This window comes from Marivirga atlantica (genome assembly GCF_016734805.1).
GTDB classification, from domain to species: domain Bacteria; phylum Bacteroidota; class Bacteroidia; order Cytophagales; family Cyclobacteriaceae; genus Marivirga; species Marivirga atlantica.
Genome location: NZ_JAERQG010000002.1, coordinates 552892 through 577086, shown reverse-complemented (window position 1 = coordinate 577086; position 24195 = coordinate 552892). Strand labels below are relative to the sequence as shown.

General features: G+C 36.3%; 20 protein-coding genes. 17 read left to right on the top strand and 3 right to left on the bottom strand.

Annotated elements, in window-relative coordinates; genetic code table 11:
• Positions 1 to 75 precede the first annotated feature (75 nt).
• From pfkA to JKP34_RS09860, 5 genes are all read left to right on the top strand, one after another.
• Positions 76 to 1047 (top strand): 6-phosphofructokinase, encoded by a 972-nt coding sequence (gene pfkA, locus JKP34_RS09880; RefSeq protein WP_201920433.1) that lies wholly within the window; start codon positions 76 to 78, stop codon positions 1045 to 1047.
• A gap of 141 nt (positions 1048 to 1188) precedes the next feature.
• Positions 1189 to 2178, top strand: coding sequence for a GSCFA domain-containing protein (locus JKP34_RS09875; RefSeq protein WP_201920430.1), 990 nt, complete (start codon positions 1189 to 1191; stop codon positions 2176 to 2178).
• The gene (locus JKP34_RS09870) at positions 2162 to 4186 is read left to right on the top strand and encodes a thioredoxin domain-containing protein (RefSeq protein ID WP_201920426.1); all 2025 of its coding nucleotides are present in this window, start codon (positions 2162 to 2164) and stop codon (positions 4184 to 4186) included. The genes JKP34_RS09875 and JKP34_RS09870 overlap by 17 nt, the downstream gene beginning before the upstream one ends.
• On the top strand, positions 4183 to 6702 hold the full coding sequence (priA, locus tag JKP34_RS09865) for a replication restart helicase PriA (RefSeq protein ID WP_201920423.1): 2520 nt from the start codon (positions 4183 to 4185) through the stop codon (positions 6700 to 6702). The genes JKP34_RS09870 and priA overlap by 4 nt, the downstream gene beginning before the upstream one ends.
• An 85-nt stretch (positions 6703 to 6787) precedes the next feature.
• A complete protein-coding gene (locus JKP34_RS09860; protein WP_201920420.1) occupies positions 6788 to 7876 on the top strand; it encodes an alkane 1-monooxygenase in 1089 nt (362 codons plus the stop codon).
• Here JKP34_RS09860 and JKP34_RS09855 read toward each other — a convergent pair.
• Complete coding sequence (locus JKP34_RS09855; protein WP_201920417.1) at positions 7873 to 9024, bottom strand: MFS transporter; 1152 nt, start codon at positions 9022 to 9024, stop codon at positions 7873 to 7875. The two genes, JKP34_RS09860 and JKP34_RS09855, sit on opposite strands and share 4 nt — an antisense overlap.
• A 39-nt stretch (positions 9025 to 9063) precedes the next feature.
• The gene (locus JKP34_RS09850; RefSeq protein WP_201920414.1) at positions 9064 to 9279 is read right to left on the bottom strand and encodes a PspC domain-containing protein; all 216 of its coding nucleotides are present in this window, start codon (positions 9277 to 9279) and stop codon (positions 9064 to 9066) included.
• Positions 9280 to 9434: 155 nt separating this feature from the next.
• On the opposite strand from JKP34_RS09850, the gene JKP34_RS09845 reads away from it, so the two are divergent.
• From JKP34_RS09845 to paaD, 12 genes are all read left to right on the top strand, one after another.
• Complete coding sequence (locus JKP34_RS09845) at positions 9435 to 11231, top strand: OmpA family protein (protein ID WP_201920411.1); 1797 nt, start codon at positions 9435 to 9437, stop codon at positions 11229 to 11231.
• Positions 11232 to 11362: 131 nt separating this feature from the next.
• Positions 11363 to 12343 carry a pyruvate dehydrogenase complex E1 component subunit beta gene (locus JKP34_RS09840; RefSeq protein ID WP_201920408.1) on the top strand — a complete coding sequence of 327 codons (981 nt, stop codon included), beginning with the start codon at positions 11363 to 11365 and terminating at the stop codon, positions 12341 to 12343.
• Between the two features lie 122 nt (positions 12344 to 12465).
• Positions 12466 to 13029, top strand: a complete 564-nt coding sequence (locus tag JKP34_RS09835; protein WP_236664956.1) for an RNA polymerase sigma factor — start codon at positions 12466 to 12468, stop codon at positions 13027 to 13029.
• A complete protein-coding gene (locus JKP34_RS09830; protein ID WP_201920402.1) occupies positions 13019 to 13561 on the top strand; it encodes a hypothetical protein in 543 nt (180 codons plus the stop codon). Before JKP34_RS09835 ends, JKP34_RS09830 begins: the two co-directional genes overlap by 11 nt.
• Positions 13545 to 14597 carry a DUF4097 family beta strand repeat-containing protein gene (locus JKP34_RS09825; protein ID WP_201920399.1) on the top strand — a complete coding sequence of 351 codons (1053 nt, stop codon included), beginning with the start codon at positions 13545 to 13547 and terminating at the stop codon, positions 14595 to 14597. The genes JKP34_RS09830 and JKP34_RS09825 overlap by 17 nt, the downstream gene beginning before the upstream one ends.
• A 255-nt stretch (positions 14598 to 14852) precedes the next feature.
• Complete coding sequence (locus tag JKP34_RS09820) at positions 14853 to 15737, top strand: ABC transporter ATP-binding protein (RefSeq protein WP_201920396.1); 885 nt, start codon at positions 14853 to 14855, stop codon at positions 15735 to 15737.
• Between the two features lie 11 nt (positions 15738 to 15748).
• On the top strand, positions 15749 to 19336 hold the full coding sequence (locus tag JKP34_RS09815) for a M1 family aminopeptidase (protein WP_201920393.1): 3588 nt from the start codon (positions 15749 to 15751) through the stop codon (positions 19334 to 19336).
• A 170-nt stretch (positions 19337 to 19506) separates the two neighbouring features.
• On the top strand, positions 19507 to 20097 hold the full coding sequence (locus JKP34_RS09810; RefSeq protein WP_201920389.1) for a TetR/AcrR family transcriptional regulator: 591 nt from the start codon (positions 19507 to 19509) through the stop codon (positions 20095 to 20097).
• A 23-nt stretch (positions 20098 to 20120) separates the two neighbouring features.
• Complete coding sequence (gene paaA / locus JKP34_RS09805) at positions 20121 to 21119, top strand: 1,2-phenylacetyl-CoA epoxidase subunit PaaA (protein ID WP_201920385.1); 999 nt, start codon at positions 20121 to 20123, stop codon at positions 21117 to 21119.
• A 3-nt stretch (positions 21120 to 21122) separates the two neighbouring features.
• Positions 21123 to 21758 (top strand): phenylacetic acid degradation b, encoded by a 636-nt coding sequence (locus JKP34_RS09800; RefSeq protein WP_201920382.1) that lies wholly within the window; start codon positions 21123 to 21125, stop codon positions 21756 to 21758.
• 2 nt (positions 21759 to 21760) lie between these two features.
• Entirely contained in the window at positions 21761 to 22516 is a 756-nt protein-coding gene (paaC, locus tag JKP34_RS09795) for a 1,2-phenylacetyl-CoA epoxidase subunit PaaC (protein WP_201920379.1), read from the top strand.
• 8 nt (positions 22517 to 22524) lie between these two features.
• The gene (gene paaD / locus JKP34_RS09790) at positions 22525 to 23010 is read left to right on the top strand and encodes a 1,2-phenylacetyl-CoA epoxidase subunit PaaD (RefSeq protein ID WP_201920376.1); all 486 of its coding nucleotides are present in this window, start codon (positions 22525 to 22527) and stop codon (positions 23008 to 23010) included.
• 50 nt (positions 23011 to 23060) lie between these two features.
• Here the strand turns inward: paaD and JKP34_RS09785 are convergent, their stop codons facing one another.
• Positions 23061 to 24155 carry an MFS transporter gene (locus JKP34_RS09785; protein ID WP_201920373.1) on the bottom strand — a complete coding sequence of 365 codons (1095 nt, stop codon included), beginning with the start codon at positions 24153 to 24155 and terminating at the stop codon, positions 23061 to 23063.
• Positions 24156 to 24195 lie beyond the last annotated feature (40 nt).

Genomic DNA, 24195 nt, shown 5'->3' with positions numbered 1-24195 from the left:
AGGAGAATCCTTTCTCAATTTTAAAATAATATTTCAAATTGTTTTTAGCATTTAGAAACACTCAGACTACACTTTATGAAAAAAGTCGCAATTTTCACCTCAGGAGGTGATGCCCCGGGAATGAACGCCTGTATAAGAGCTGCTGTTAGAGGCGCCATTTATCACAATGTAGAAATATATGGCATTTACCGCGGGTATGATGGAATGATTGAAGGAGATTTTGAAAAGCTGGAATCACGTTCTGTAAGCAACATTATACAAAAAGGTGGTACCATACTTAAATCTGCCAGAAGTATGGAGTTTAAGACTCCTGAAGGCAGAAAGAAAGCCTATGAGCAGTTGAGCAAAGAAGGCATTGAAGGTATTATTGCCATAGGTGGTGATGGCACTTTTACTGGGGCAAAAATTTTCTTTGAGGAATATGGAATTCCTACAGTTGGTGCTCCCGGTACTATTGATAACGACCTCTATGGAACTGACTACACAATTGGCTTTGATACCGCAGTAAATACAGCTCTGGAAGCTATAGATAAAATCAGAGATACAGCCGATTCACATAACCGATTGTTCTTCATAGAGGTAATGGGGCGTGATAGCGGCTATATTGCTATCCGCTCTGGCATTGGCGGGGGTGCTGAATTGGTGATGGTACCAGAAACGGAAACATCTATTAATGAAGTCATTAGCACTTTGCAAGAAGGCTGGAATAGAAAAAAAACATCATCGATTGTAGTAGTTGCCGAAGGTGATGAAGAAGGTAATGCAATGGAAATTGCCGAAAAAGTGAAGAAGCAAGTACATATGAAGGATATTAAAGTGTCCATCTTAGGTCATATTCAGCGCGGTGGAACCCCTAGCGCACAAGACAGAATTCTTGCGAGCCAGCTCGGATTAGCGGCTTTAGAAGGATTATTAGAAGGCCAGAAAAACGTAATGGTAGGTATTGTGAACAATGAAATTGTTTATACATCTTTTGAAGACTGTATCAGTAAAACAAAAGAGCTCAACCAGAATTTAATTAGAATGGTAAAAATATTAAGTGTTTAATCTTTAGTCTCATAACTTTCGTTATTAAGCATAACATAAAATTGAATTAATTTAGGAGGTAGCTTGTTTACAATCCACCCAAAATTAAAACGATAATTAAATTCACATAACATAAGTGGCCCAAACGCCATTTAAAATAACATGGAATTAAAAACCACATTAAATATTAAGCCATCGGCTGATAAAATTCACCCTCACTTTAAAATTACATCTATAGGTTCATGTTTCGCTGATCACATCGGCAACCGCTTTAAAGAAATGAAGATGGATGTATTAGGTAATCCATTTGGGGTTATTTACAATCCACTTTCTCAGATGAAGCTCATCCAACACAGTTTGAGGAACGAGTCTTTTAATGCCGATCATATTGTTGAAAATCATGACATTTTCAACCATTTAGATGCACATTCACAATTTGGTAAAAAGGAGCTAACCAAACTGCGTGAAGGACTCAATGATGCAGCTGAAAGCTTTAAGCAATATCTTAAAGAAGCAAAAGTGCTGATCCTAACCTTTGGCACTGCATGGGTATACCGATATGAAAAAACTGGTGAGATTGTGGCCAACTGTCACAAACTACCAAGTCAAAATTTCACAAAAGAAATATTATCTATTGAGGACATCTGTAATAAGACAGAGGAAACTTTGGGCTTAGTGCGTGAATTTAATCCTGACCTCAAGATCATTATGACTGTAAGTCCGGTAAGGCATGTCAAAGATGGCATTCCGGAAAATATGTTAAGCAAATCTATCTTAAGAGTGTCGGTTGAAAAGATTATAGGGCGAATGGATAACGTTCATTACTTCCCAGCTTATGAACTTATGATGGATGATTTACGCGATTATAGATTCTATGCGGAAGATATGATCCACCCTAACAACATGGCGCAGAATTACATCTGGCAGAAATTTAGAGAAACTTATTTTTCTGAACCACTTTTCACCTATTGTGACAAATGGCAGTCTATCAAAAATGACCTCGACCATAGAGTGATGAACCCAGGCTCACAAGAACACATCCAATTTTTAGAATCATTGCTTAAAAAACTCAACAAATTCTCTGTTATAGGAAATGTTGAGGATGAAAAAGCTCATGTAGAAGAAGAATTAGAACATGCCAAGCAGCAATAAGCTTAACGCAGAAAGCAGTCCTTACCTATTACAACATGCCAACAACCCGGTGCACTGGCAAGCCTGGAATCAAGAGGCATTAAACGAAGCTAAAAGAGAAGACAAACCCATCATACTGAGCATTGGTTATGCAGCCTGCCACTGGTGTCATGTAATGGAACATGAATCTTTTGAGGATGAGCAAGTAGCTCAAATCATGAATGAGAATTATGTCTGCATCAAGGTTGACCGTGAAGAAAGACCAGATGTCGACCAGGTATACATGGATGCCATTCAAGCCATGGGGTTAAATGGTGGATGGCCTTTGAATGTTTTCCTAATGCCAGATCAAACTCCCTTTTATGGAGGTACATACTTCCCTAAAAATAATTGGATGGAGTTGCTGGACAAGGTAGCTGTTGCCTACCAAACCAGTAAAGATAAACTTGCCGAAAGTGCTAAAAACTTTGCCAATGCATTAAATACTAAGGAATCGGACCGGTTGAATTTTAACCTGTCCAATGATTTTTCATTTGACAAAAATGTAATTGAGCAGGCTTATCAGAAACTACTTAAATTTATTGATTGGGACAACGGAGGCACTTTAGGCGCACCCAAATTCCCTATGCCTGTCATTTGGGAATTTCTGCTCTCCTATTATAACATCACCAAAAGTGAAAAAGCCTTAGAAGTTTTAGAACTTACATTAACTGAAATGGCTAATGGAGGTATTTACGACCAAATTGGTGGTGGATTCGCCAGGTATTCAGTTGATGCAGAGTGGTTTGCTCCTCATTTTGAGAAAATGCTTTATGACAATGGTCAATTGATCAGTCTTTATGCAAAAGCTACATTAGCCACAGGGAATATACGCTTCAAAGAAGTAGTTGAAGAGTCAATTAATTTTGTGAATAGAGAGCTAAAAAGCCAGGATCATGGTTTCTATTCAGCTCTGGATGCCGATTCAGAAGGAGTTGAAGGGAAATATTATACATGGCCTCATAACGAGGTTAAAGACGCTTTAAAGAAAAACTCTGAAATAATCTCAAACTTTTATTCTGTAAAAGAGGATGGAAACTGGGAAGATGGTAGAAATATACTTGTTAGACAGGTAGCAACCGATGATTTCGCCAGGCTACAAAAAATAGATGTTTCTGACTTCCAAGAGCTTCTGAAAAACGCTAAGGAAACCTTACTAAAAACTCGCGAAAAGAGGATTAAACCAGCTCTTGATGATAAAATGCTCTGCGGATGGAATGCGCTGCAGTTAAATGCTTTGTGTGATGCCTACAAAATGAACCCTACAAAGGATTATTTAGATCAGGCAAAGGCCTCCTTTGAGTTTGTTACTAATAAATTCATGAAAAACAATCAGCTTTTCAGGAATCATAAAAACGGTAAATCAGGCATCACCGCTTACCTGGAAGATTATGCCTTGATAATCCAGGCTCTTATCAAACACTTTGAAATTTCGTCAGATGAAGAAGCATTAACCAAAGCAGAAGCCTTATGCAGTTACGTAATAGAAAACTTCTATGACGATAGTGAAAGCCTGTTTTACTATACTGATAAGCAAGGAGACTCACTGATAGCAAGAAAGAAAGAATTATTTGACAATGTAATTCCTTCTTCCAATGCAGTAATGGCCGAAAACTTGCATTGGCTGGGCATATTAATTCAAAAATCTGACTGGCTAGCCTTATCAGATAAAATGGTGCATCAGCTCAAAGATATACTTCCTAATGAACCAAAATATTTATCAAAATGGTTGCAAGTGTATTCTTTAAAGGCATATAATAGCTATGAAGTTGTATTGACAGGAAAAAAAGCTCATCAAATGCAAAAAGACTTATGGCAGAAAGCAGTCGCTAACACCTTATTTTTAGTTAATCCTGAGCACTCTAAACTTGAAATTTTCAATCATAAACCGGAAATTTCAGATAAAACCACTGTATATGTTTGTCAAAAGCACGCATGCCAACAACCTGTTTTTACTATTGATGATACACTAGCACAAATTAATCTTTGAGTCAGCTAAGCCTACAGTCTAACACCCCTGAACCTCTTAAAGAAACCTTGTTTGTTCAGGTTTTGCTGCCACTACCGCTGCCCAAAACTTTTACTTATCGGGTACCGGATAAACAAGCTGAAAAAGTTCAGCATGGAGTAAGGGTAATAGTTCCTTTCGGGAAGAAAAAGATTATCACGGGAGTTATAAAAGAAATCACCAATCAGGCACCTGCAGATTATGAAGCACGCTACCTTTTTGAGGTTCTGGATGATTACCCAATGATCATGCCGCAGCAATTCAAACTTTTCGAATGGATTGCTTCATACTACATGGCTACAGAGGGCGAAACCTTCAACGTGGGCATTCCTTCCGGTTTAAAGTTGAGCAGTGAATCCAAATTACAGCTTCATCCACAATTTAATAGAGATGATTCTCCATACATATTCAGTAACCTGGAAGATATTGTTATCAATCTTTTAAAGAAAGAAGGGCTTCTCTCCTACCAGCAAATCGCTGAATTAGCGAGTACAAAGGAAATCAGTTTACTTATAAAGGAGCTTTTAAGAAAACAGGTGATTCTTCTGATTGAACAGGTCAAGGAGAAGTATAAACCTAAAACTGAGAAGTATGTAAAACTCAATAAAAGCTACCTACAAAAAGATAAACTAGAGCAACTGATGGAGTTGCTCGAAAAAAAGCCTAGGCAACTGGACATCCTATTGAAATACCTTCAACAAGTCCCGGTCTTTCAGGATGCTGAACTAAACGAAAATGGTTTCGCTAAAGCTCAGTTCGCTAATAGTGGATTATCAGATTCTTCGGTAAATACGCTTATCAAAAATGATATTCTTGAGGTATTCGACAAGGAAATATCTCGCTTAGATATTGATAGTAATCATCAATATACGGCAGATATCAACCTCACAGATTTCCAGGAAGAAGCAAAAAGCTCTTTGGAAGAACAGTTTGCGAAACATGATGTAAACCTATTACAAGGCGTTACAGGAAGCGGTAAAACGGAAATTTACCTCTCATTTATTAAGGAAGTGATCGACAGCGGTTCTCAGGCCTTATTCCTACTTCCTGAAATAGCCATTACTACGCAGATGATACAGCGTGTGAGGAAAATATTTGGGAAGCAAGTAGGTGTTTATCATTCAAAATTCTCCGATGCTGAAAGAGTTGAAATTTATAGAGGCGTTGCCGAAGGTTCAATAAACTTTATTATAGGAGTCCGCTCTTCTATCTTTCTACCTTTTAACAACCTTTCTTTCATAGTGGTAGATGAAGAACATGAGCAAAGTTACAAGCAGTTTGATCCTGCCCCCCGTTACCATGCCAGAGATGCGGCCATTGTTTTAGGCAAAATACATCAGGCCAAGGTATTGTTGGGTTCAGCCACACCATCTTTAGAGAGTTACTTTAATGCTAAAAATAATAAGTATGGCTATTACGAGCTAACTCAGCGTTATAAAGAAGTAAAGCTACCTCATATTGAAATCATTAATATGAAAAAGGAGAAGGCTAAAAAGCAAACTAATGGTGATTATAGTCATTCGCTGATCGAGCAGCTAAAAGTTGAAGTTGAAAAGAAAAAGCAAGCCATTATTTTTCAAAACAGACGTGGCTACGCACCTTACATCCAATGTGAAACTTGCGGATGGATTGCTGAATGTGAAAACTGTTCCGTTAGTCTTACATACCACATGCATCAGCATCAGTTAAAATGTCATTATTGCGGATTCAGACAGAAGAGTCCTGCCGTTTGTCTGAATTGCGAATCTTCCAATCTGCAGATGAAGGGCTTTGGCACGGAAAAAATTGAGGATGACTTACACCTGATGTTCCCGGAAGTGAAAATCCAGAGAATGGACAAAGATACTACACGGAAAAAGTATAGCTATCAGCAAATCATTGAAGCATTCGAAAATAATGAAACGCAATTATTGGTTGGTACTCAGATGGTGAGCAAAGGTCTCGATTTCAAAAACGTAAGCTTAGTTGCCATAGTGGATGCTGATAGAATGATGTTTTACCCTGACTTTAGAGCACATGAAAGAGCCTTTCAAATGATGCTTCAGGTAAGCGGTCGCGCAGGAAGAGACAAGGAACAGGGGCAGGTATTTGTACAGACCTATCAGCACGATAATCCTCTATTCTATTATTTAAAAAACTACGATATAAAAGGCTTTTACGAAAAGCAATTAGAAGAGCGTTATCAATTCGCTTATCCTCCATTTTACAGGCTAATAAAAGTGATACTAAAGAGCAAGGAAGCTGTACAAACACAAAAAAGTGCTCAGCTGATGTACAATGGCCTCACTCAAATATTCGGAACAAAAAGAGTTTTGGCTCCTCATGAACCAGTTATCGCTAAAATAAAGAATATTTTCCATCAAGAAATCTGGATCAAACTTGAAAAAGGACATCCTTTAGATCAGGCAAAGCAAAAAATTAGTGAAGTAACAAATAAGCTTAAAGAAGACAAACAGTTTAATAAGGTGCGAATCTATTTCGATGTTGACCCTGCTTAAAGCTCAATGTTAGTGTGGAACTAAACTTCTGAGCTATTGATTATTGAAATAATACACCTTATATTTCATTGCTAAAATTCACATTATGAGCTGGCTACGCAAAATTGCTTTCTTTAGTGCTTTTATCATTCCTGCACTTACCATTATTGGTTTTAATTTGGGTGGAATTTTCAATTTACTACCTCTTATATTTGTTTACTTCCTCATTCCTTTGGTTGATCTTGCCATTGGTAGAGATACTAACAATGTTGAAAAGAATGCAGTCAGTAAGGTAGCTAATGATTTCTATTATCGTTTTGTCACCTATTGCTGGACATATTTTCAGCTTGCTTTTGTGATATGGGGTGCCTGGGTGGTTAGTACTAATGAGTTAACCATTTTTGAATGGATTACTTTTATAATAGCAGTTTCACTCTCAACTGGTGGCATAGGTATTACAGTTGCTCATGAGTTAGGCCATAAGAAAGAAGCAATAGAAAAGTTTTACAGTAAAGTTTTATTGATGACAGTGGGATATATGCATTTTTATATTGAGCATAATAAAGGTCACCACGTAAGGGTATCAACACCTGAAGATCCTGCTACTTCACGAGAAAATGAAAGCTTTTATGCATTTTGGTTTAGGTCGCTAACAAAAGGATATTTAAGTGCCTGGGAAATCGAAAATAAGCGATTAGAAAGAAAAGGATTTAGTAAATTCTCATTTCAAAACAATATGATCTGGTTTACCCTTCTGCCTTTTCTTTTTGCAGCTGTTCTAACTTTAGGCATTAGTTTGATATTAGGATACTTCGTTTGGCAACCACTGGTATTCTTTTTTGCACAAAGCTTTTTAGCTTTCTCTTTATTAGAAGCTGTAAATTACATTGAGCATTATGGATTGGTAAGAAGAAAAATAGACGAAAAGCGTTATGAGCGTGTGGCACCACATCACTCATGGAATGCTAGCCAAATGGCCAGTAATTTTTTCCTGTTTCAATTGCAACGTCATTCAGATCATCATTTTAATGCTATTAAAAGATATCAGGTGTTAGATCATTATGACGAAGCTCCGCAACTACCTGCCGGATACCCTGCAATGGTAGTATTGGCTCACTTCCCGCCATTATGGTTCAAAGTGATGAATCCTCGCTTACAAAAATGGAATAATATAAAATCCGAAATGGTGGCTTAAGGCCTTTTCAACCTACTGGCTAGTATTATGACCAACAGTGCCATAAATGCTATAAAACTGAAAGATATTTGAAGACCTAAAGCTTCGGCAAGAAAACCAATAATTGGTGGGCCAACTAAAAAGCCAAAAAAGCCCATAGTTGAAACCGAGGCCAAAGCAATACTAGGAAGCATTCTTTGGGTATTTCCTGCCATATCAAAAACCAATGGTATAACGGCTGAAACACCAATACCAATTATAAAAAAGCCTATTATCGTTATATAAAAGTGAGGCAATAATATTACCAAAAGGAGCCCTACTAATGAACAGATACCACTTAGCATAATAATTCTTTTTGAACCATACACAGCTGTTACCTTGTCCGCAACAAACCTGACACCTGCCATACTTATCATAAAAGCGACATAGCCCAAACCTACCCATTGAGTAGGAGCATGAACCACCTTCTTAAAGTATACACCACTCCAATCAAACATAGTCCCTTCAATTAGCATAGAGCAAAGGGCAATAATTCCAAGTAATAAAAGTGATTTATCCGGCCATACAAAAGTAGGTGCATTCTTTTCTTCTTCCGTAGGTTTAATATGAAGCAATGATGAAAATGCCCATAACGAAACAATTAGATTAATAGCGAGAACCAAACCGTAATGTAATTCAAGGTTTAAGTTATAAGCAATCATTACAGCACCTAAAGCAGCTCCACCAAATCCTGCTAAACTCCACATGCCATGAAAACTGGCCATAATAGGCTTTTTCATCAACTTCCCAAGATCAACTGCCTGAGTATTTATAGCTACATTAATGGAATTACCTGTGAAGCCAAATAAAAATAGCATAGCTCCTACTGCATAAACTGAAGGAATAAAAGCAATTAAAAATAAGCTAAGAGAATAAGCTAAAACGTTAATTTGGGTGATTTTCTTACTTCCGTATTTTGCCACCAGATAGCCAGCAATAGGCAAGGAAATGAAAGAACCTACAGGCAAAGCGATTAACAGAGAACCTAACCCTGCCTCACTTAAATCGAATTTTGATTGTATAGATGGTATTCTTGCAGCCCAACTTGCAAAAGTTAGTCCATAGCTAAAAAAAATCGCACTTATTGCTAATCTATTTTTAGTGTATGTTTTCCTAGAGGTAAAAGTCAATAGTTGATGGTAACTAATTCAATAGATGAACTAGGAAATTTAATAATACCATTTTGAACTTCCCCTTCTCAAAAGCTTCCTGAAATCTCTAATAAAAGCAAGACCTAAATATATAAGTATCGGAGAACCAAAGGTTAAGAAGGAAGTATAGACAAAAAACAACCTTATATGAGAAGTAGGTATCTCTAATATTTCACCTAGTCTGGTGCAAACTCCAAAGGCTTGATTTTCGATGAACTGCTGAACTTTCTTCATAATAGCATCTAATTTAAAACAATTAGTCGTATATACGGTTGAATATTTCGATGAAATTAAATTTATTTATGCAAATAACGTACATTGCGTTGCATTAGTAACAATATAAATATAATTTCGCATTAACTTCCAAAATTAATCAAAGAATGAATCACATGAGAAAATTATTTTATGCGGCCTTGATGTTATCTTCATTAACATTCACAGGTTGTGCACTTAACAAGATGATGCAAGCTGCTGAGGAGCAAGCGATTGATGTTACTCCTAATCCACTTGAGCTTCACGGTGGAGAGGTTGCATTCACAGTTGATTTTCAGCTTCCTGCTAAAATGTTAAAAGATGGAATTACTTATACAGTAAATCCTTATTACGTTTATGGAGATAAAGAAATTGCTCTTGATGCAGTTGATTTCAAAAAAGCTGATTATCCAAATAGTGATACAGAGCCAGTTAAATCTTCTCAAGAGTTTTCTTTTGAGTTCGAAGATGGAATGACAACCAATGGTGAGTTATTGATGCAGGGTACTGCTACTATCGAGAAGAATGGTAAAACAGCTTCTACTGATAGAAAGCAATACGCAACAGGTATTATAACTACTTCACAAATGGTTGAACCTGCTTATTATGCAGCTTATGCGAACCATGGCTACAATAATAAGGAAGAGTTGTTACCAACTAATGTTAACTTCTATTTTGATCAGGGAAGATCTGTTCTTAAAACGTCTGAAATCAGAAGTGATAGAGGACAGAAATTCAATGCTTTCATTGCTGATAAAAATGTAACAAGAACTGTGACTATTACAGGTACTCACTCTCCTGAAGGTCCAGAAAGAATTAACAAAAACCTATCTGAAGATAGAGCAAAAGCAATTGAAGACTACTACAGAAGACAAATGAGACGTTATGACTACAAAGGCATGGCGGATTCAATTAAATTCATCTTAAAGCCAGTAGTTGAAGATTGGAGTATGTTCAAAAAGGCAATTGCCGAGTACGATGGTATTGACGAAGCAGAGAAAACTCGTTATATGGAAATCGTTAATGGATCAGGTTCTTTTGTTGAAAAAGAAGATAAATTACACAAGCTTTCTTCTTACGATAAAGTTTTCAAAAACATCTATCCAGATTTAAGAGCTGCTAAAACTGAAGTGTTAACAGTTAAGCAGAAAAAATCTGATGCTGAGATATCTGTTTTAGCTAAGCAAATCACTAAGAGCGAAGCTTCTGCTGATACTTTATCAATGGAAGAATTATTATATGCAGCTAGCTTAACTCCTTCTTTAGAAGAAAAAGCAGCTATCTATAAAGCAGCTACTAAGAAAAATGACAATAGCCCAGTTGCACATAACAACTATGGCGCAGTTCATTTAGAATTAGCTATGCAGGCTGAAGGTGCTAAAATGAATGAGCTAGTAAATCAGGCGATTACTCAATTTGATATTGCAAATAAGAAAAAAGAAAATGCTGAATCATATGCTAACCTAGCTACTGCTTATGCAATGCAAGGTAACTATGAGAAAGCATATGATAATGCTAAGAAAGCACAAGGCATGTCATTAAGCTCTGATAATGAAAGAGGTTTAATGGGTGTTAAAGGTTCTTTAGAAATCATGATGGCTGAATACAGTAAAGCAGCTTCTTCATTAAACAATGCTAAAGATTCTGAAGTGAACATGTATAACAAAGGTTTAGCTCAGATACTTAAAGGTGATAACGAAGGTGCTGTAAACACATTAGAAGAACTTGCTGGTAAAACTTCAGGTAAAGGTGTTCACGCTAATGCACATTATCTTGCTGCTGTAGCTAGCGCTAATTTAGGTAAAGAAGGTGATGTTATTAGCCACTTAAAAGATGCTGTTGCGGCTGATGCTTCATTAAAATCAAAAGCATTAAATGATTTACAGTTTGCAAACTATCAGGCAAACGAATCATTCAGAAATGCGCTTAAATAAGCATTAACAAACATTCTTGAAAGCGTCCCGAAACATCGGGGCGCTTTTTTTTTGTTAAGCCGAAACAAGCTTGGTTATTGCCAGTTGAATAATTATTTTTACAAGCAATTTCAAAGAAAATTTGAACATAGATGAGAGAAATTCAATTTAGAGAAGCACTTCAGGAGGCCATGTCAGAAGAAATGCGTAGAGATAAAAACGTATTTTTAATGGGTGAAGAGGTAGCTGAATACAATGGTGCTTATAAAGTATCACAAGGCATGTTAGATGAATTTGGACCTGAAAGAGTACTTGACACTCCTATTGCTGAGCTTGGCTTTGCAGGAATTGGTGTTGGTGCAGCTATGAATGGAATCAGGCCTATCATTGAATTCATGACCTTTAACTTTTCTTTAGTAGCAATTGATCAGGTTATTAATTCAGCTGCTAAAATGATGAATATGTCAGGTGGCCAGTTTAATATTCCGATGGTTTTCAGAGGACCTACAGGTAATGCCGGCCAGCTTGCTTCTCAACATTCTCAGAATTTTGAAAACTGGTATGCCAACACACCAGGCCTGAAAGTAGTTATTCCTTCTAATCCATATGATGCGAAAGGTCTTTTGAAGTCAGCCATTAGAGATGATGATCCTGTTATTTTTATGGAATCGGAGTTAATGTATGGCGATAAAGGTGAAGTACCTGAATCAGAATATTTAGAGGAAATCGGCAAAGCTAAAATTGTACAGGAAGGTACTGATGCTACGCTAATCTCATTTGGTAAAATGATGAAAGTGGCTCAAGCTGCTGCTGACGAAATGGCTAAAGATGGTCATTCTATAGAAGTAATCGATTTAAGAACAGTAAGACCAATTGATTATGCTACACTGTTTGAGTCTGTTAAGAAAACTAACAGATGTGTAATAGTTGAGGAAGCCTGGCCATTATCTTCAATAGCTACTGATTTAGCCTTTAACATACAAAAAAGTGTGTTCGATTACCTAGATGCACCAATACTGAGAGTTAATAGTTTAGATGTACCTGTATCATATGCTCCTACCCTATTGGAAGCTGTTATACCTAATGCCGAACGTACTATTAAGGCTTTAAGAAGCGTAATGTATTTGGATTAACACCTACTTAAAAATCATTATTAAGAAACCCTGGCAAATTTTGTCAGGGTTTTTTTATGTATTTTTAATAAAGGATGCAACCTCTGCAATCGAGCTCAGTCATTAGATCAGAATTAAGAAAATTGGAAGCAACTATAGCGGTAGACATACACCAGAATTTGATAGAACGCTGTAAAGCTGGAGATCAGTCAGCATTTAATCAGCTTTATACTTTATATGCAAAAGCTATGTACAACGTGGCGTTGAGGATAATAAAGCAGCAGCAAGAAGCGGAGGATATATTGCAGGAGGCTTTTGTAAAGGCGTATCGCAAACTTCATCAGTTTGAGTATCAAGCAACCTTTGGAGCATGGCTCAAGCGAATAGTAATAAATCAGGCGCTGGATTTTATAAGAAAACAGAAATTGCAATATGCAGATGATGTAAACGATATGAACTATCAGGATGTAGCTGATACCAATGAAGAGGTAGATTGGGATGAGGTGGACTTCACTGTAGATAAAATAAAGCAGGCCATGCAGGAATTACCTACTGGCTTTAGAGTGGTTACTTCTTTATTCCTTTTTGAAGGATACGAGCATAAAGAAATTGCGGAAATAATGGGCATAAGTGAAAGCACCTCAAAATCTCAATATCACCGCGCTAAAATTAAGATTAAAGAAATACTGAAGAGCAATGAAAGATAGATTTGAAGAATTTGTGAACCAAAATAAGCCGCAGTTTGATGAATCTTTTAATGCAGACAAAGGCTGGCAAGGCATTAATGATAAAATTAATCAGCCAACTAAAACCAGAAGCTTTAACTGGTTTGCAGCAGCATCTATAGTACTATTATTAGCCGTAGGCTGGCTTGTGATAGATAGAATTAGTTTAAACCAGAAAGTAACAGCACTTGAACAAGTAGCAGTTGAAGGTAGAAGCTATTCAGAAATAGAAAATTACTACACCCAGCAGATATCTTTAAAATCCGCTGAGGTAAAAAAGAAAGGCGATAATATTGATTATCCACTTGCAAAGGATGTCAAAACACTACAAGCAAAGTACGAAACTTTGAAAGTGAAGTTAAAAGAGAAAGGTCCAAATGAACAAATCATTAATGCCATGATACTCAACCTAAGAACACAAATAGAATTACTAAACGAGCAATTGTCGATAATTGAACATATAAACAATTACATGAACACTGAAAACAATAAAAATAATGAAACACAGATATAAAATGATTTACGTGATTGGCCTGTTATTTATAACAAGCTGGTCAGTTGCCCAAGAACAAACTAAGGAGCTGTTTAACAAGACGTATAAGGTATCGTCCAATGCATCACTTGAATTAGATAACTCCTTCGGAAACATAACAGTCTCCTTATGGAACAAGCAGGAATTTGAAGTAATAGTAGAATTAAAACTTGATGGTTTTAATGCCAAAGAAACAGAAAAATTCCTATCAAAAGTATCAATAGATGGTGAAGGTAGTAGCAGTGCAGTAAAGGTGAGCACCGATTGGGATGATAATATCTCTACAAATGGCAAGAGGTCTTTCGAATTGAATTACATGGTTAAAATACCCAATGGTCATCCCCTGGACATCGAGAATAGTTTTGGCAACCTTTCATTACCAGACTATTCAGGAAACGTTAAACTTGATGTTGAATATGGCAACTTAAATGCCGGTAAGCTTAAAAGTGGTGATATTGAGTTATCATTCGGAAGTGGTACTATTGAAGAATTGGCAAGTGGTAAATTAGAAGTAAAATACGCTGATGAACTAGACATCAATTATTTAGGTACAGTTGAATTTGAAACCGGTTTCTCAAAAGTAACTATTCAAAAGGCAGATGATATAGAGCTAGAAGGTAAATATGGAGAGTTGGAAATCGATGAAATTAATTCACTTTCAGGTTCAAGTTCCTTCTCTTCGTTGGAAATAGGTACCTTAAAGAAAAAGTTAGATGTAGAGGTGAAATACGTGAGTGGTAAGCTAAGAGTTGACCATATCGCTTCGACATTCGATGAAGTAACTATTGAATCCAAATTCTCACAACTGGACCTGAACTTTGATGCTGGTAGTAGCTTTAACTTCCACACTGAGCATAAATTTGGTAAGCTGAGAATTGATAAAAGTAATTTCAAACTGACCATGAGCGATGAAGAAGATTTCTCTGCTGAATACAAAGGTTATGTAGGTAGCAGCAGTGGAACAGCTAAAGTGTATGTTTCAACAAGCTATGGAGATGCCGATTTAGATATCAATTAAGTAGAATAATAAGAATATACAATTCAAAGCTCTGATCTATAATCAGGGCTTTTTTTGTTGAAGTTATAGTAGGATAATAAAACTTATTCCAGCAAAGCAACTCGCCAAATGACTTTACCATTTATCCTGTATAATTTCCTCTGATCTTTTATATAAAGGGTAGGTGTAAGTTTGGTAATAAACACTATTTTTCTGGTTACAAACTTATACCATAGCGCATCTATTTATTGAGAATTAAAATTTAACACAAAGGACATGAGTAAACTTACTATCAGCCAACTTTCGAAAACTTATCCAAATGGCGTAAAAGCATTAGACAATATCAACATAGAAATTGATAATGGCATGTTTGGGCTTTTAGGTCCAAACGGAGCTGGTAAATCTTCATTAATGCGAACGCTGGCCACTTTGCAAGAAGCAGATACTGGCAGTGCTCATTTAGATGGGATTGACATTTTGAACCAACCAGATGAATTACGTAAAGTACTAGGCTATTTGCCACAAGAATTTGGTGTGTATCCCAGAGTAACAGCCGAGCAGTTACTTGACCATATGGCAATACTAAAAGGTATCACTAAGAAATCAGAACGTAAGGAAATGGTGAAATATCTACTAGATAAAGTGAACCTATATGATAAAAGAAAAAAAGCCATTAAAGGTTTTTCCGGAGGGATGAAACAAAGAGTTGGAATTGCTCAAGCCTTAATAGGAAGTCCGAAACTAATCATAGTTGATGAACCTACTGCAGGTTTGGATCCAAGCGAGCGAAACAGATTCTATAACCTACTGGCAGATGTTGGCGAAAAAGTAGTAGTTATTTTGTCAACCCATATAGTGGACGATGTAAGAGAGCTCTGTACCAATATGGCTATTATGAACCTGGGAGAAATTGTATTCAAAGGAGCACCTCAAACCGCTATTGAAGATCTTTCAGGTAAAGTTTACCAAAAAATAGTAAAACGTGAAGAGTTAGATAACTATGCCAAGGAGTATTCAATCATCTCCAATAAAATGGTGGGAGGAAAACCATTAATTCATGTTTTTAGTGAAAGCAACCCTGGGGATGGATTTGAACAGGTTCAACCCAATTTGGAAGATGTATTCTTCTCAAAAATCAACACTTCTAACATCTTAGTATAAAGCTATCGACCATGTTTAAACACTTCTTTACAACAGAACTAAAATATACATTTAAGCAGCCGATGATTTACATTTTCACACTACTGCTTGGCTTATTAGTCTTTTTCGCAGTAGTCAGTGACAACGTTACTATTGGTGGCTCAGTAGGAAATGTATTTAGAAACGCACCCCATATCATTGCTGTTTATACGGGGGTAATGACCATTTTCGGTTTAATTATCGCAACTGCATTTTTCAATAATGCAGCACTAAGGGATCATCAGAATCAATTCAATGAAATCCTATTTAGTACACCTATTAAAAAGTCAGGCTACTTTTTTGGCCGTTTTTTCGGTGCATTAATTTTGGCTACTATACCATTATTAGGAGTCTTCTTAGGAATATTGATCGGCTCTGCATTAGCTCCTGCTTTCGGATGGATTGAAGCAGATAGATTCGGAGAGTTCTATTTATCCTCTTTTGTTAATAATTATTTCTTAATGATTCTTCCGAATATGTTTTTTGCCGGAGCCATTATTTTTGCCTTTGCCAATATTTGGAAAAATACTGTTATTTCTTTTGTAGGTGCTTTGGCTGTAATTGTGGCTTATATCATATCGGGTACGTTAATGTCAGATATTGAAAACGAGTCCATGGCAGCATTATTAGATTCTTTTGGCATAAGAACCTATTCCTTCATGTCAAAATACTATACACCTGTTGAGAAGAATACCCTTGGATTACAAATCACTCCTATTTTAATCTACAATAGGTTAATTTGGTTTGGTTTAGGATTAATCATTCTGCTTAGTTCATATTTTAGTTTTAGTTTTAAACAAAAGAACAAAAAAGTAAAAGCAGAGAAGAACGAGAAGGCAGTTAGTAGAACCCCATTTATTTTACCCAAAGTCAGTATTAATTTTTCTTCAGCAACATCATGGAGACAATTCAGAAGCTTCTTCTATATCAATTTTCTGAGCATTATTAAAAGTACCACTTTTAAAATCCTCATAATATTTAGTCTGTTAATGTTTATCTCAAATCTCGCTGGCGGATTTGAATACTTTGGATTACAATCTTATCCTGTTACTTACAAAATGCTCGATATTATTTCGAACGTTTCTGGTTTATTCACCATCATTATTGTGGTTTTCTTTAGTGGAGAACTGATATGGAGAGACAAGGACAATAATATTAATGAAGTAATTGATGCTACACCTCACCAATCTTTCATTTCTTTAATTGCTAAGGTGACTAGTTTAGTAGCTGTTACAATTGTATTGTATGCATTCTTTGTATTAAGTGCAGTAATATATCAATTAGGAACTGGTTATACACGTATCGAATTAGGCCTATACTTTAGTGACTTCTTCGTAAGTTATTTGGGCTATTACATTATTTACAGCATGGTTTTAGTATTAATCCATGCGATGGTTAGTAATAAATATATAGGCTATTTCATATCAATAGCCCTGATTTTCGCCTTAGATATTCTGTTGTTAATTGCGGATATTCAAAGTAATATGATTTCACTGGGTGCCACACCTCGAATCATATATTCTGATATGAATTCCTTTGGACCGGCACTTGTAAGCAGTATATGGTTTAATTTTTACTGGATCAGCTTTTCCCTTATATGTTTATTTTTAGCCACAATGATGTGGAAAAGAGGTACTCAAGCCAATTTCAAAGAAAAGCTTCAGCTGATGAGGAAAGGAATGCCTAAATCATTTAAAATTAGCTTTTTCTTCGTGATAGTAATATGGTTAGGCTTATCAAGTTTTGTATTTTACAATACACAACTCTTAAATGAATATGATACCTCTGATGAACGCGAGTTGCTATCAGTAGAATATGAAAAAACCTTTAAGAAGTACGAGAATGTTGACTTACCAAAGGTAGCTGCAATAGATTATTTCATTGATATATTTCCTTATAAACGAGATGCAATCGTTAAAGCAGAGGTAACACTTATAAATTCAAATGAAACAGCAATTGATTCTCTACACTTTGACTGCAATTCAAGCTGGGATACTGAAATCACAATTACTGGTGCAGAATTGGTTTTTGAAGATGAGGATTTTGATTACAGAATTTACAAGCTAGCAAAACCTTTCATGCCAGGAGATACTATTCAGGCAACTATCAATACCAGCTATATCACAAAAGGTTTTGAAAATCAGGTTAGTAATACTTCAATAGTTGAGAACGGAACCTTCCTCAATAATTTCCAGGTATTACCATCACTTGGGTATAACGAGAATGTAGAAATTAGTGATAACAATACACGTAAAAAGTATGATTTACCTGAGAAGGAAAGAATGCCAGCTTTGGAAGAAAATTGTGGTCCAGCTTGCGACAAAAATTATTTAACGGGAGGCCTTTCCGATTTTATTGATGTGGAAACTGTGATCTCTACTGCAAGCGACCAAATAGCCATAGCTCCAGGTGCATTGATTAAAGAGTGGGAAGAAGACGGCAGGAAATATTTCCATTATAAAGTAGATCATCCTTCAATGAATTTCTATTCTTTTATTTCTGCTCGCTTTGAAGTTGCCAGAGAGAAATGGAATGGTGTTGATATTGAGATTTACTATGATGAAAAACATAATGTCAATATTCCTAAAATGACAGATGCTGTTAAGAAATCACTGAGCTACTATACTGAAAATTTTGGCCCATATTATCACAAGCAATGTCGAATTATTGAGTTTCCGAGATATTCAACTTTTGCCCAGGCGTTCCCGGGTACTATGCCTTACTCTGAATCTTTTGGTTTTATAATTAATCTGGAAGATGAAAGTGAGAATAATGTAATAGACGCTGTAATTGCCCATGAAATTGCACATCAATACTGGGCACACCAAGTGATAGGAGCTGAAATGCAAGGAAGCACCATGTTTAGTGAAGGCTTCTCGGAGTATTCCTCATTAATGACTATGAAAAATGCATCCAACGATCCTATGAAAATGAGAGAATTTACCAAGTATGATCATAGCCGATATCTGAGAGGAAGAAGTAATGAAATTGAAAAGGAAATGCCTCTTTATAAAGTAGAAAATCAAGGTTATATCCATTATGGAAAAGGTAGTGTCATTCTGTTTGCATTACAGGACTACATTGGTGAGGAAAACGTGAACAAAGCTATGAGAGGCTTTTTGGAGGAATATCGTTATAAAGGCCCTCCATATCCTACGTCTCTTGATTTCTTGACATTTTTAGAGCCTCAAGTGCCGGATTCAATGAAGTATTTAATTGATGATTGGTTTAAGGAAATCACTTTGTATGATAACCGAATGATGGACGCTACTTACAAGAAAGTAGAAGAAGGAATTTATGAGGTTAACTTAAAAATAGAAAGTAAAAAGATCAAAGCCGATAGCTTAGGTAATGAAACCTTTGTTCCCATTAATGATTGGATAGACATAGGTTTATTTGTTGACGCAGATGAATCTGAACTACTATTTCAAAGGCGAGTTAAAATTGATCAGGAAAATATGGAATTCACATTTGTGGTAGATACCATTCCGGCTAAAGCAGCTATTGACCCTAGGCACCTGTTAATTGATAGAGTATTTAAAGATAATATTAAGAGTGTTAAAGAAGAATTAGCACAGTAGGTATATTAACTCATGATCTTAAAAGCTAAAGCAATAATTGCTTTAGCTTTTTTTATTTGATTCACTCATTAGCTCTATCTCATAATTAAATCCTTCCCTATTATTAAGTATCTTTATGAAAGTATTAGAACTTTTATTTCCTAACAAGCGTTAGTTAGTTATATTTGCGTATGCCAACAACAGAGGTTATCAGTAATAGAAAGCAGGAAATCATTGAAAAGGCCACAGCGCTTTTCCAAAAGCAAGGTTATTCAGCTACTTCAATGAGAGATTTAGCAAGCTTTATAGGAATGGAAGCGGCAAGCCTTTATTCTCATATAAAATCTAAAGAAGAGCTATTACAGATCATCTGCTTTAACATGGCAGATAAGCTTTTTGAACCTGTAAAAAATATTGCCTCAGAAAATTTAAGTGCCGATGAAAAACTAAGAAAGTTTGTTTTGTCACACGTAAAAGTATTAACCAATGATACTGCCTCAAGCGCAGTTTTTTTCTCTGAATGGAGGCATTTGAGTGAACCCTATTTATCTGATTTCCTCAAAATGAGAGATCAATATGAAGGCATATTCATAAAAGTTTTGATAGAAGGTAATAGAACTGGTATTTTCAAGTTTCTTGATGCCAAGTTTACCGTTTTGGCTTTACTTTCATCAATTAATTGGTTACCTAGTTGGTACAAGAAAGATGGACAGCTAAGCCCTGAAGAAATTGCCGAAAATGTAACAGACGTATTCATTAACGGCTTAAAAGTTAGAAATTAAATTTAAACCTAAACATAATTATTATGTACGGAGGAGGACAAGTTTTCGAATCATCATCAGTAAACAATGAGCTTCTTAAAGATGAAGATCCAATTAAATTAGCTGAATTTGAAGCACGTATTGCACGTGGAGAAAAGATTGAGCCTAGCGATTGGATGCCTAAGCTTTACAGAAAACAACTCATTAGAATGATTGAGCAGCACGGTCATTCTGAAATTATCGGTGCTTTACCAGAAGGCACCTGGATTACCAGAGCTCCGGGGTTCAAGAGAAAACTTGCCTTAATGGCTAAAGTACAAGATGAGGTAGGTCATGCTCAGCTATTATATGGAGCTGCTGAAACTTTGGGTAAATCCAGAGAACAAATGATCGAAGACCTTATTTCAGGCAAATCAAAATATTCAAACATCTTCAACTACCCTACTTTCACCTGGGCTGATTCATGCTTCATTTCGTGGTTAGTAGATGCAGGTGCCATTGTAAATCAGTTAGCTAACGCAAGAGGTAGCTACGGCCCTTACTGTAGAGCTTTAGACAGAATTTGTGCAGAGGAATCATTCCACCTTAAATATGGTCACCATTGTGTTATTCATTTAGCTACAGGAACTCCTAAGCAAAGAAAAATGATGCAAGAGGCAGTAGATAGATGGTGGGCACCAATGATGCACTTCTTCGGTCCATCAGATAAAATATCTACTCATACTGAAATACTCACCAAGTGGAAAGTGAAGATGGCCACCAATGATGAGTGCCGTCAGCAATTCTTAGATATGTATGTCCCAAAAATTTGGGAATTAGGTTTAACTATTCCTGATGATAAGCTCAAAAAGAACGATGAAACGGGAGAGTGGGAATTTACTGAGCCCGATTGGGAAGAATTCAAAAGAGTAATTAACGGTGACGGCCCACTAAATAAAGAAAGACTAGCCGTAAGAAGAACGGCAGAAGAAAGAGGTGCCTGGGTAAGAAGAGCCCTTGCTAAGAACTCTGAAGATCAGGAATATACGGCCCCTTTAGCTTAACTTATGAGTACTTTAAAATCTTTAGATCCGAGAATAAACAGGCTGAATATTCCTGCTGAATTTGGAACATCATTTTCCAAAACAGAGAAAGATCAGTTCATAACATATGAGGTGTTTGTACAACCTAAGGTAGATAAACCCTATCAACACGAAGGTATAGTACATGCTCCGTCAGAAGAGATGGCATTTCTTTTTGCTAAAGAACAGTTTAGCAGAAGAGGCATCAGCTGTTCAGGTGTTTGGGTAATCAATACTAGCAATGTAAAGGTTTCTCCTTTTACTGAAAATCAGGAAGACATCTATGATTACATTCATCAGGAAATCATTGAAGAAGCTAATCTTAATGATAAAGTGAGCTATGAAGTTTTCCATTTGATGAAAAGAGGTAAGCAGCATAAGCACGAAGGCCAACTAGAAGCTCGATCATATGAAGAAGCCTTATGGAATGCCAAAAATGAATATGCAGGTGAAAAGCCTGTTATGAATCTTTGGATAGCTAAAGCCGAAGATTTCCTAAAAATTGAAGGCGAAGATTTCGCTGATATTTGGGATACTTTACCTCAAAAAAAATACAGAGACGCGATTGATTATAAGGCAACCGAAAAAATTAAGAAGTTCAAAGCTGAACAAAATTCATAGGCATGACTGAAGAAGCATTAAAAGAATTATTATATAAAATTGCTGATGACCAACTCATACTTGGTCACAGAAATTCAGAGTGGACTGGAGTTGGCCCTTTGTTAGAAGAGGATATTGCCTTTTCTTCTATGGCACAGGATAAAGTAGGACACAGTTTAGCTTTTTATAACCTATTACATGAATTAGGGGAGCAGGAACCAGATATAGTTGCTTTTACGCGAAATGCTGATCAGTTTCACAACAGTCAGTTTGTTGAGCTTCCAATTGGTGATTACAGTTTTAGCCTTGTCAGACATTTTCTATATGACCATGCCGAATTGATCCGTTTCAACATGTTAGCTGAATGCCCGATTGATGAGATTGCTGATGTTGCTAAAAAGTTAAAGGGTGAAATAAAATATCATGTAATGCATGCCAATACATGGATGAAACAGCTGGGAAAAGCTACAGAAGAGTCACATAATAAAATGCAAAGTGCCTTAAACGAAGCACTTCCTTATGCTTTAGGTATGTTTGAAACTTCTGAGTTTGAAAATGACTTAATAGAAGCAGGTATTTATGCTGGCGAAGCTGCCATCGAATTAAAGTGGAAAGATAATATCACCATGGTGCTTGAAGAATCCGGCTTAAGCCTTCCTTCATGGAATACTATTAAACCTGTATATGGTGGTAGAAAAGGTAAACACACCGATCACTTGCAACCACTATTAGATGAAATGACAGAAGTATTTAAAGAAGACCCCACAGCAGATTGGTAAAATAATTTATGAGTTATACGAAAGAAGACATATTACTTTTATTAGACGAGGTTAAAGATCCTGAAATACCGGTAATATCTCTTGTAGACTTGGGAGTTATAACCGATATCACAATTGTAGGAGAGCATGTTTCAGTTACAATGACACCTACCTTTTTAGGTTGCCCCGCAATTGATTATATGAAGAACGACATTGCTGATACCCTAAATAAACATGGCATCACCAATAATACCGTAACTGTTAGTCTTAAAGATTCATGGAATTCAGATAAAGTAACTGAAAAAGGGAGAAAAGCTTTAAAAGAATTTGGACTTGCTCCTCCCCCAGTTCATAACAACCTGATTGAGGACTTAGATATTATTGAACATGCTGAATGCCCGAATTGTGACAGCACAAACACAACTTTGAAATCACCTTTCGGACCGACACTTTGCCGATCATTACATCATTGTAATAATTGTGGGGAGGCCTTTGAAAGTTTCAAACCAATATAAATAAAAAGGGAGATCAATTGGTCTCCCTTTTTATTTTAAACTGAGCTGAATCAATTAATCATCATGATATCTATAAGGCCATTAGGTATTTCAAATCCGCAAAAGAATACACCTACACCTAACACCTTATTTTGAATGCTCGTATTCTTCAGTGCCAATGGTAATGAGCAAACATTGATGAAAGCATAAAACACGGCAAAGGCTACCAATAAACCTATCATAACTATTTTGTTATTAATAAGGAAAACACCTGATAAGGCAGCACCTGCTAATAAAAGAAAAATTAATAACTGATTTCCAAGGTTTTTACCTGTTACAAATCTACTTGCAGGCACAGAGAATATTGCCGTAATTACCAACAGGATAGAAACCAACCATTTTCCTTCAATACCTACAGTATCTTTCAATACATTAAGATATTCCGGGAAGATTTCAATAACAATTCCTGAAACAAGACCAATTGCTGCGCCTATTACTAAAACAACACCTAGTTTAGATTCAGGCTTTTTCTCATCAGGTCTGTTCTCAGCGGTACCTTTAAATGTATTCAATGAATACTTATTAAGAAAATAACCTGACAGGGATACAATTATACCACCAGTGGCAAAAGTTAATGCGCCACCTAAATAATCGATAATATCAACAATTACCGGCTCTAACGAATAAAGTAAATCTGATGTAATGGTTAATGCAGCAACAGTGATAGGAAGCTGTTTACTTGGCGAAAATAGCTCGACCATAGAAATAGCAGGACTTGTAAACAGACTCATGGCAAATAACCATAGGACTACCAATACAGGCAATGCATAAAACACAAATAATTTCGGTGGATTTATTAATAAGGTAAAGGCTACCGTCATGAAAATCATAGCTGCGAAGCTTACCCCTAAGGTGATTATGCGTAAGCGGTTGCCCAATTTGTCGCGGTATCTATCACCCAGCTTACCTGCTATTGGCGGTGTAATAACTAAAATAATGGCCTGCGCCCAAATTAGTAATGGGGCATATTCCTTAAGATCAAAAGTTTCCAGAAGTGCCGGTTGGTACCTGTGATAGGCAATCCAACCTATGATCACCGAAGCATATAAGGCAATTAAGCTTGCCATTTGCTTCCACTTAATACTATTATTTGTAGAGTTTTCCATAAAAAAAGTCTTTATCCCAAATCAAGCTACGTAAATAGGT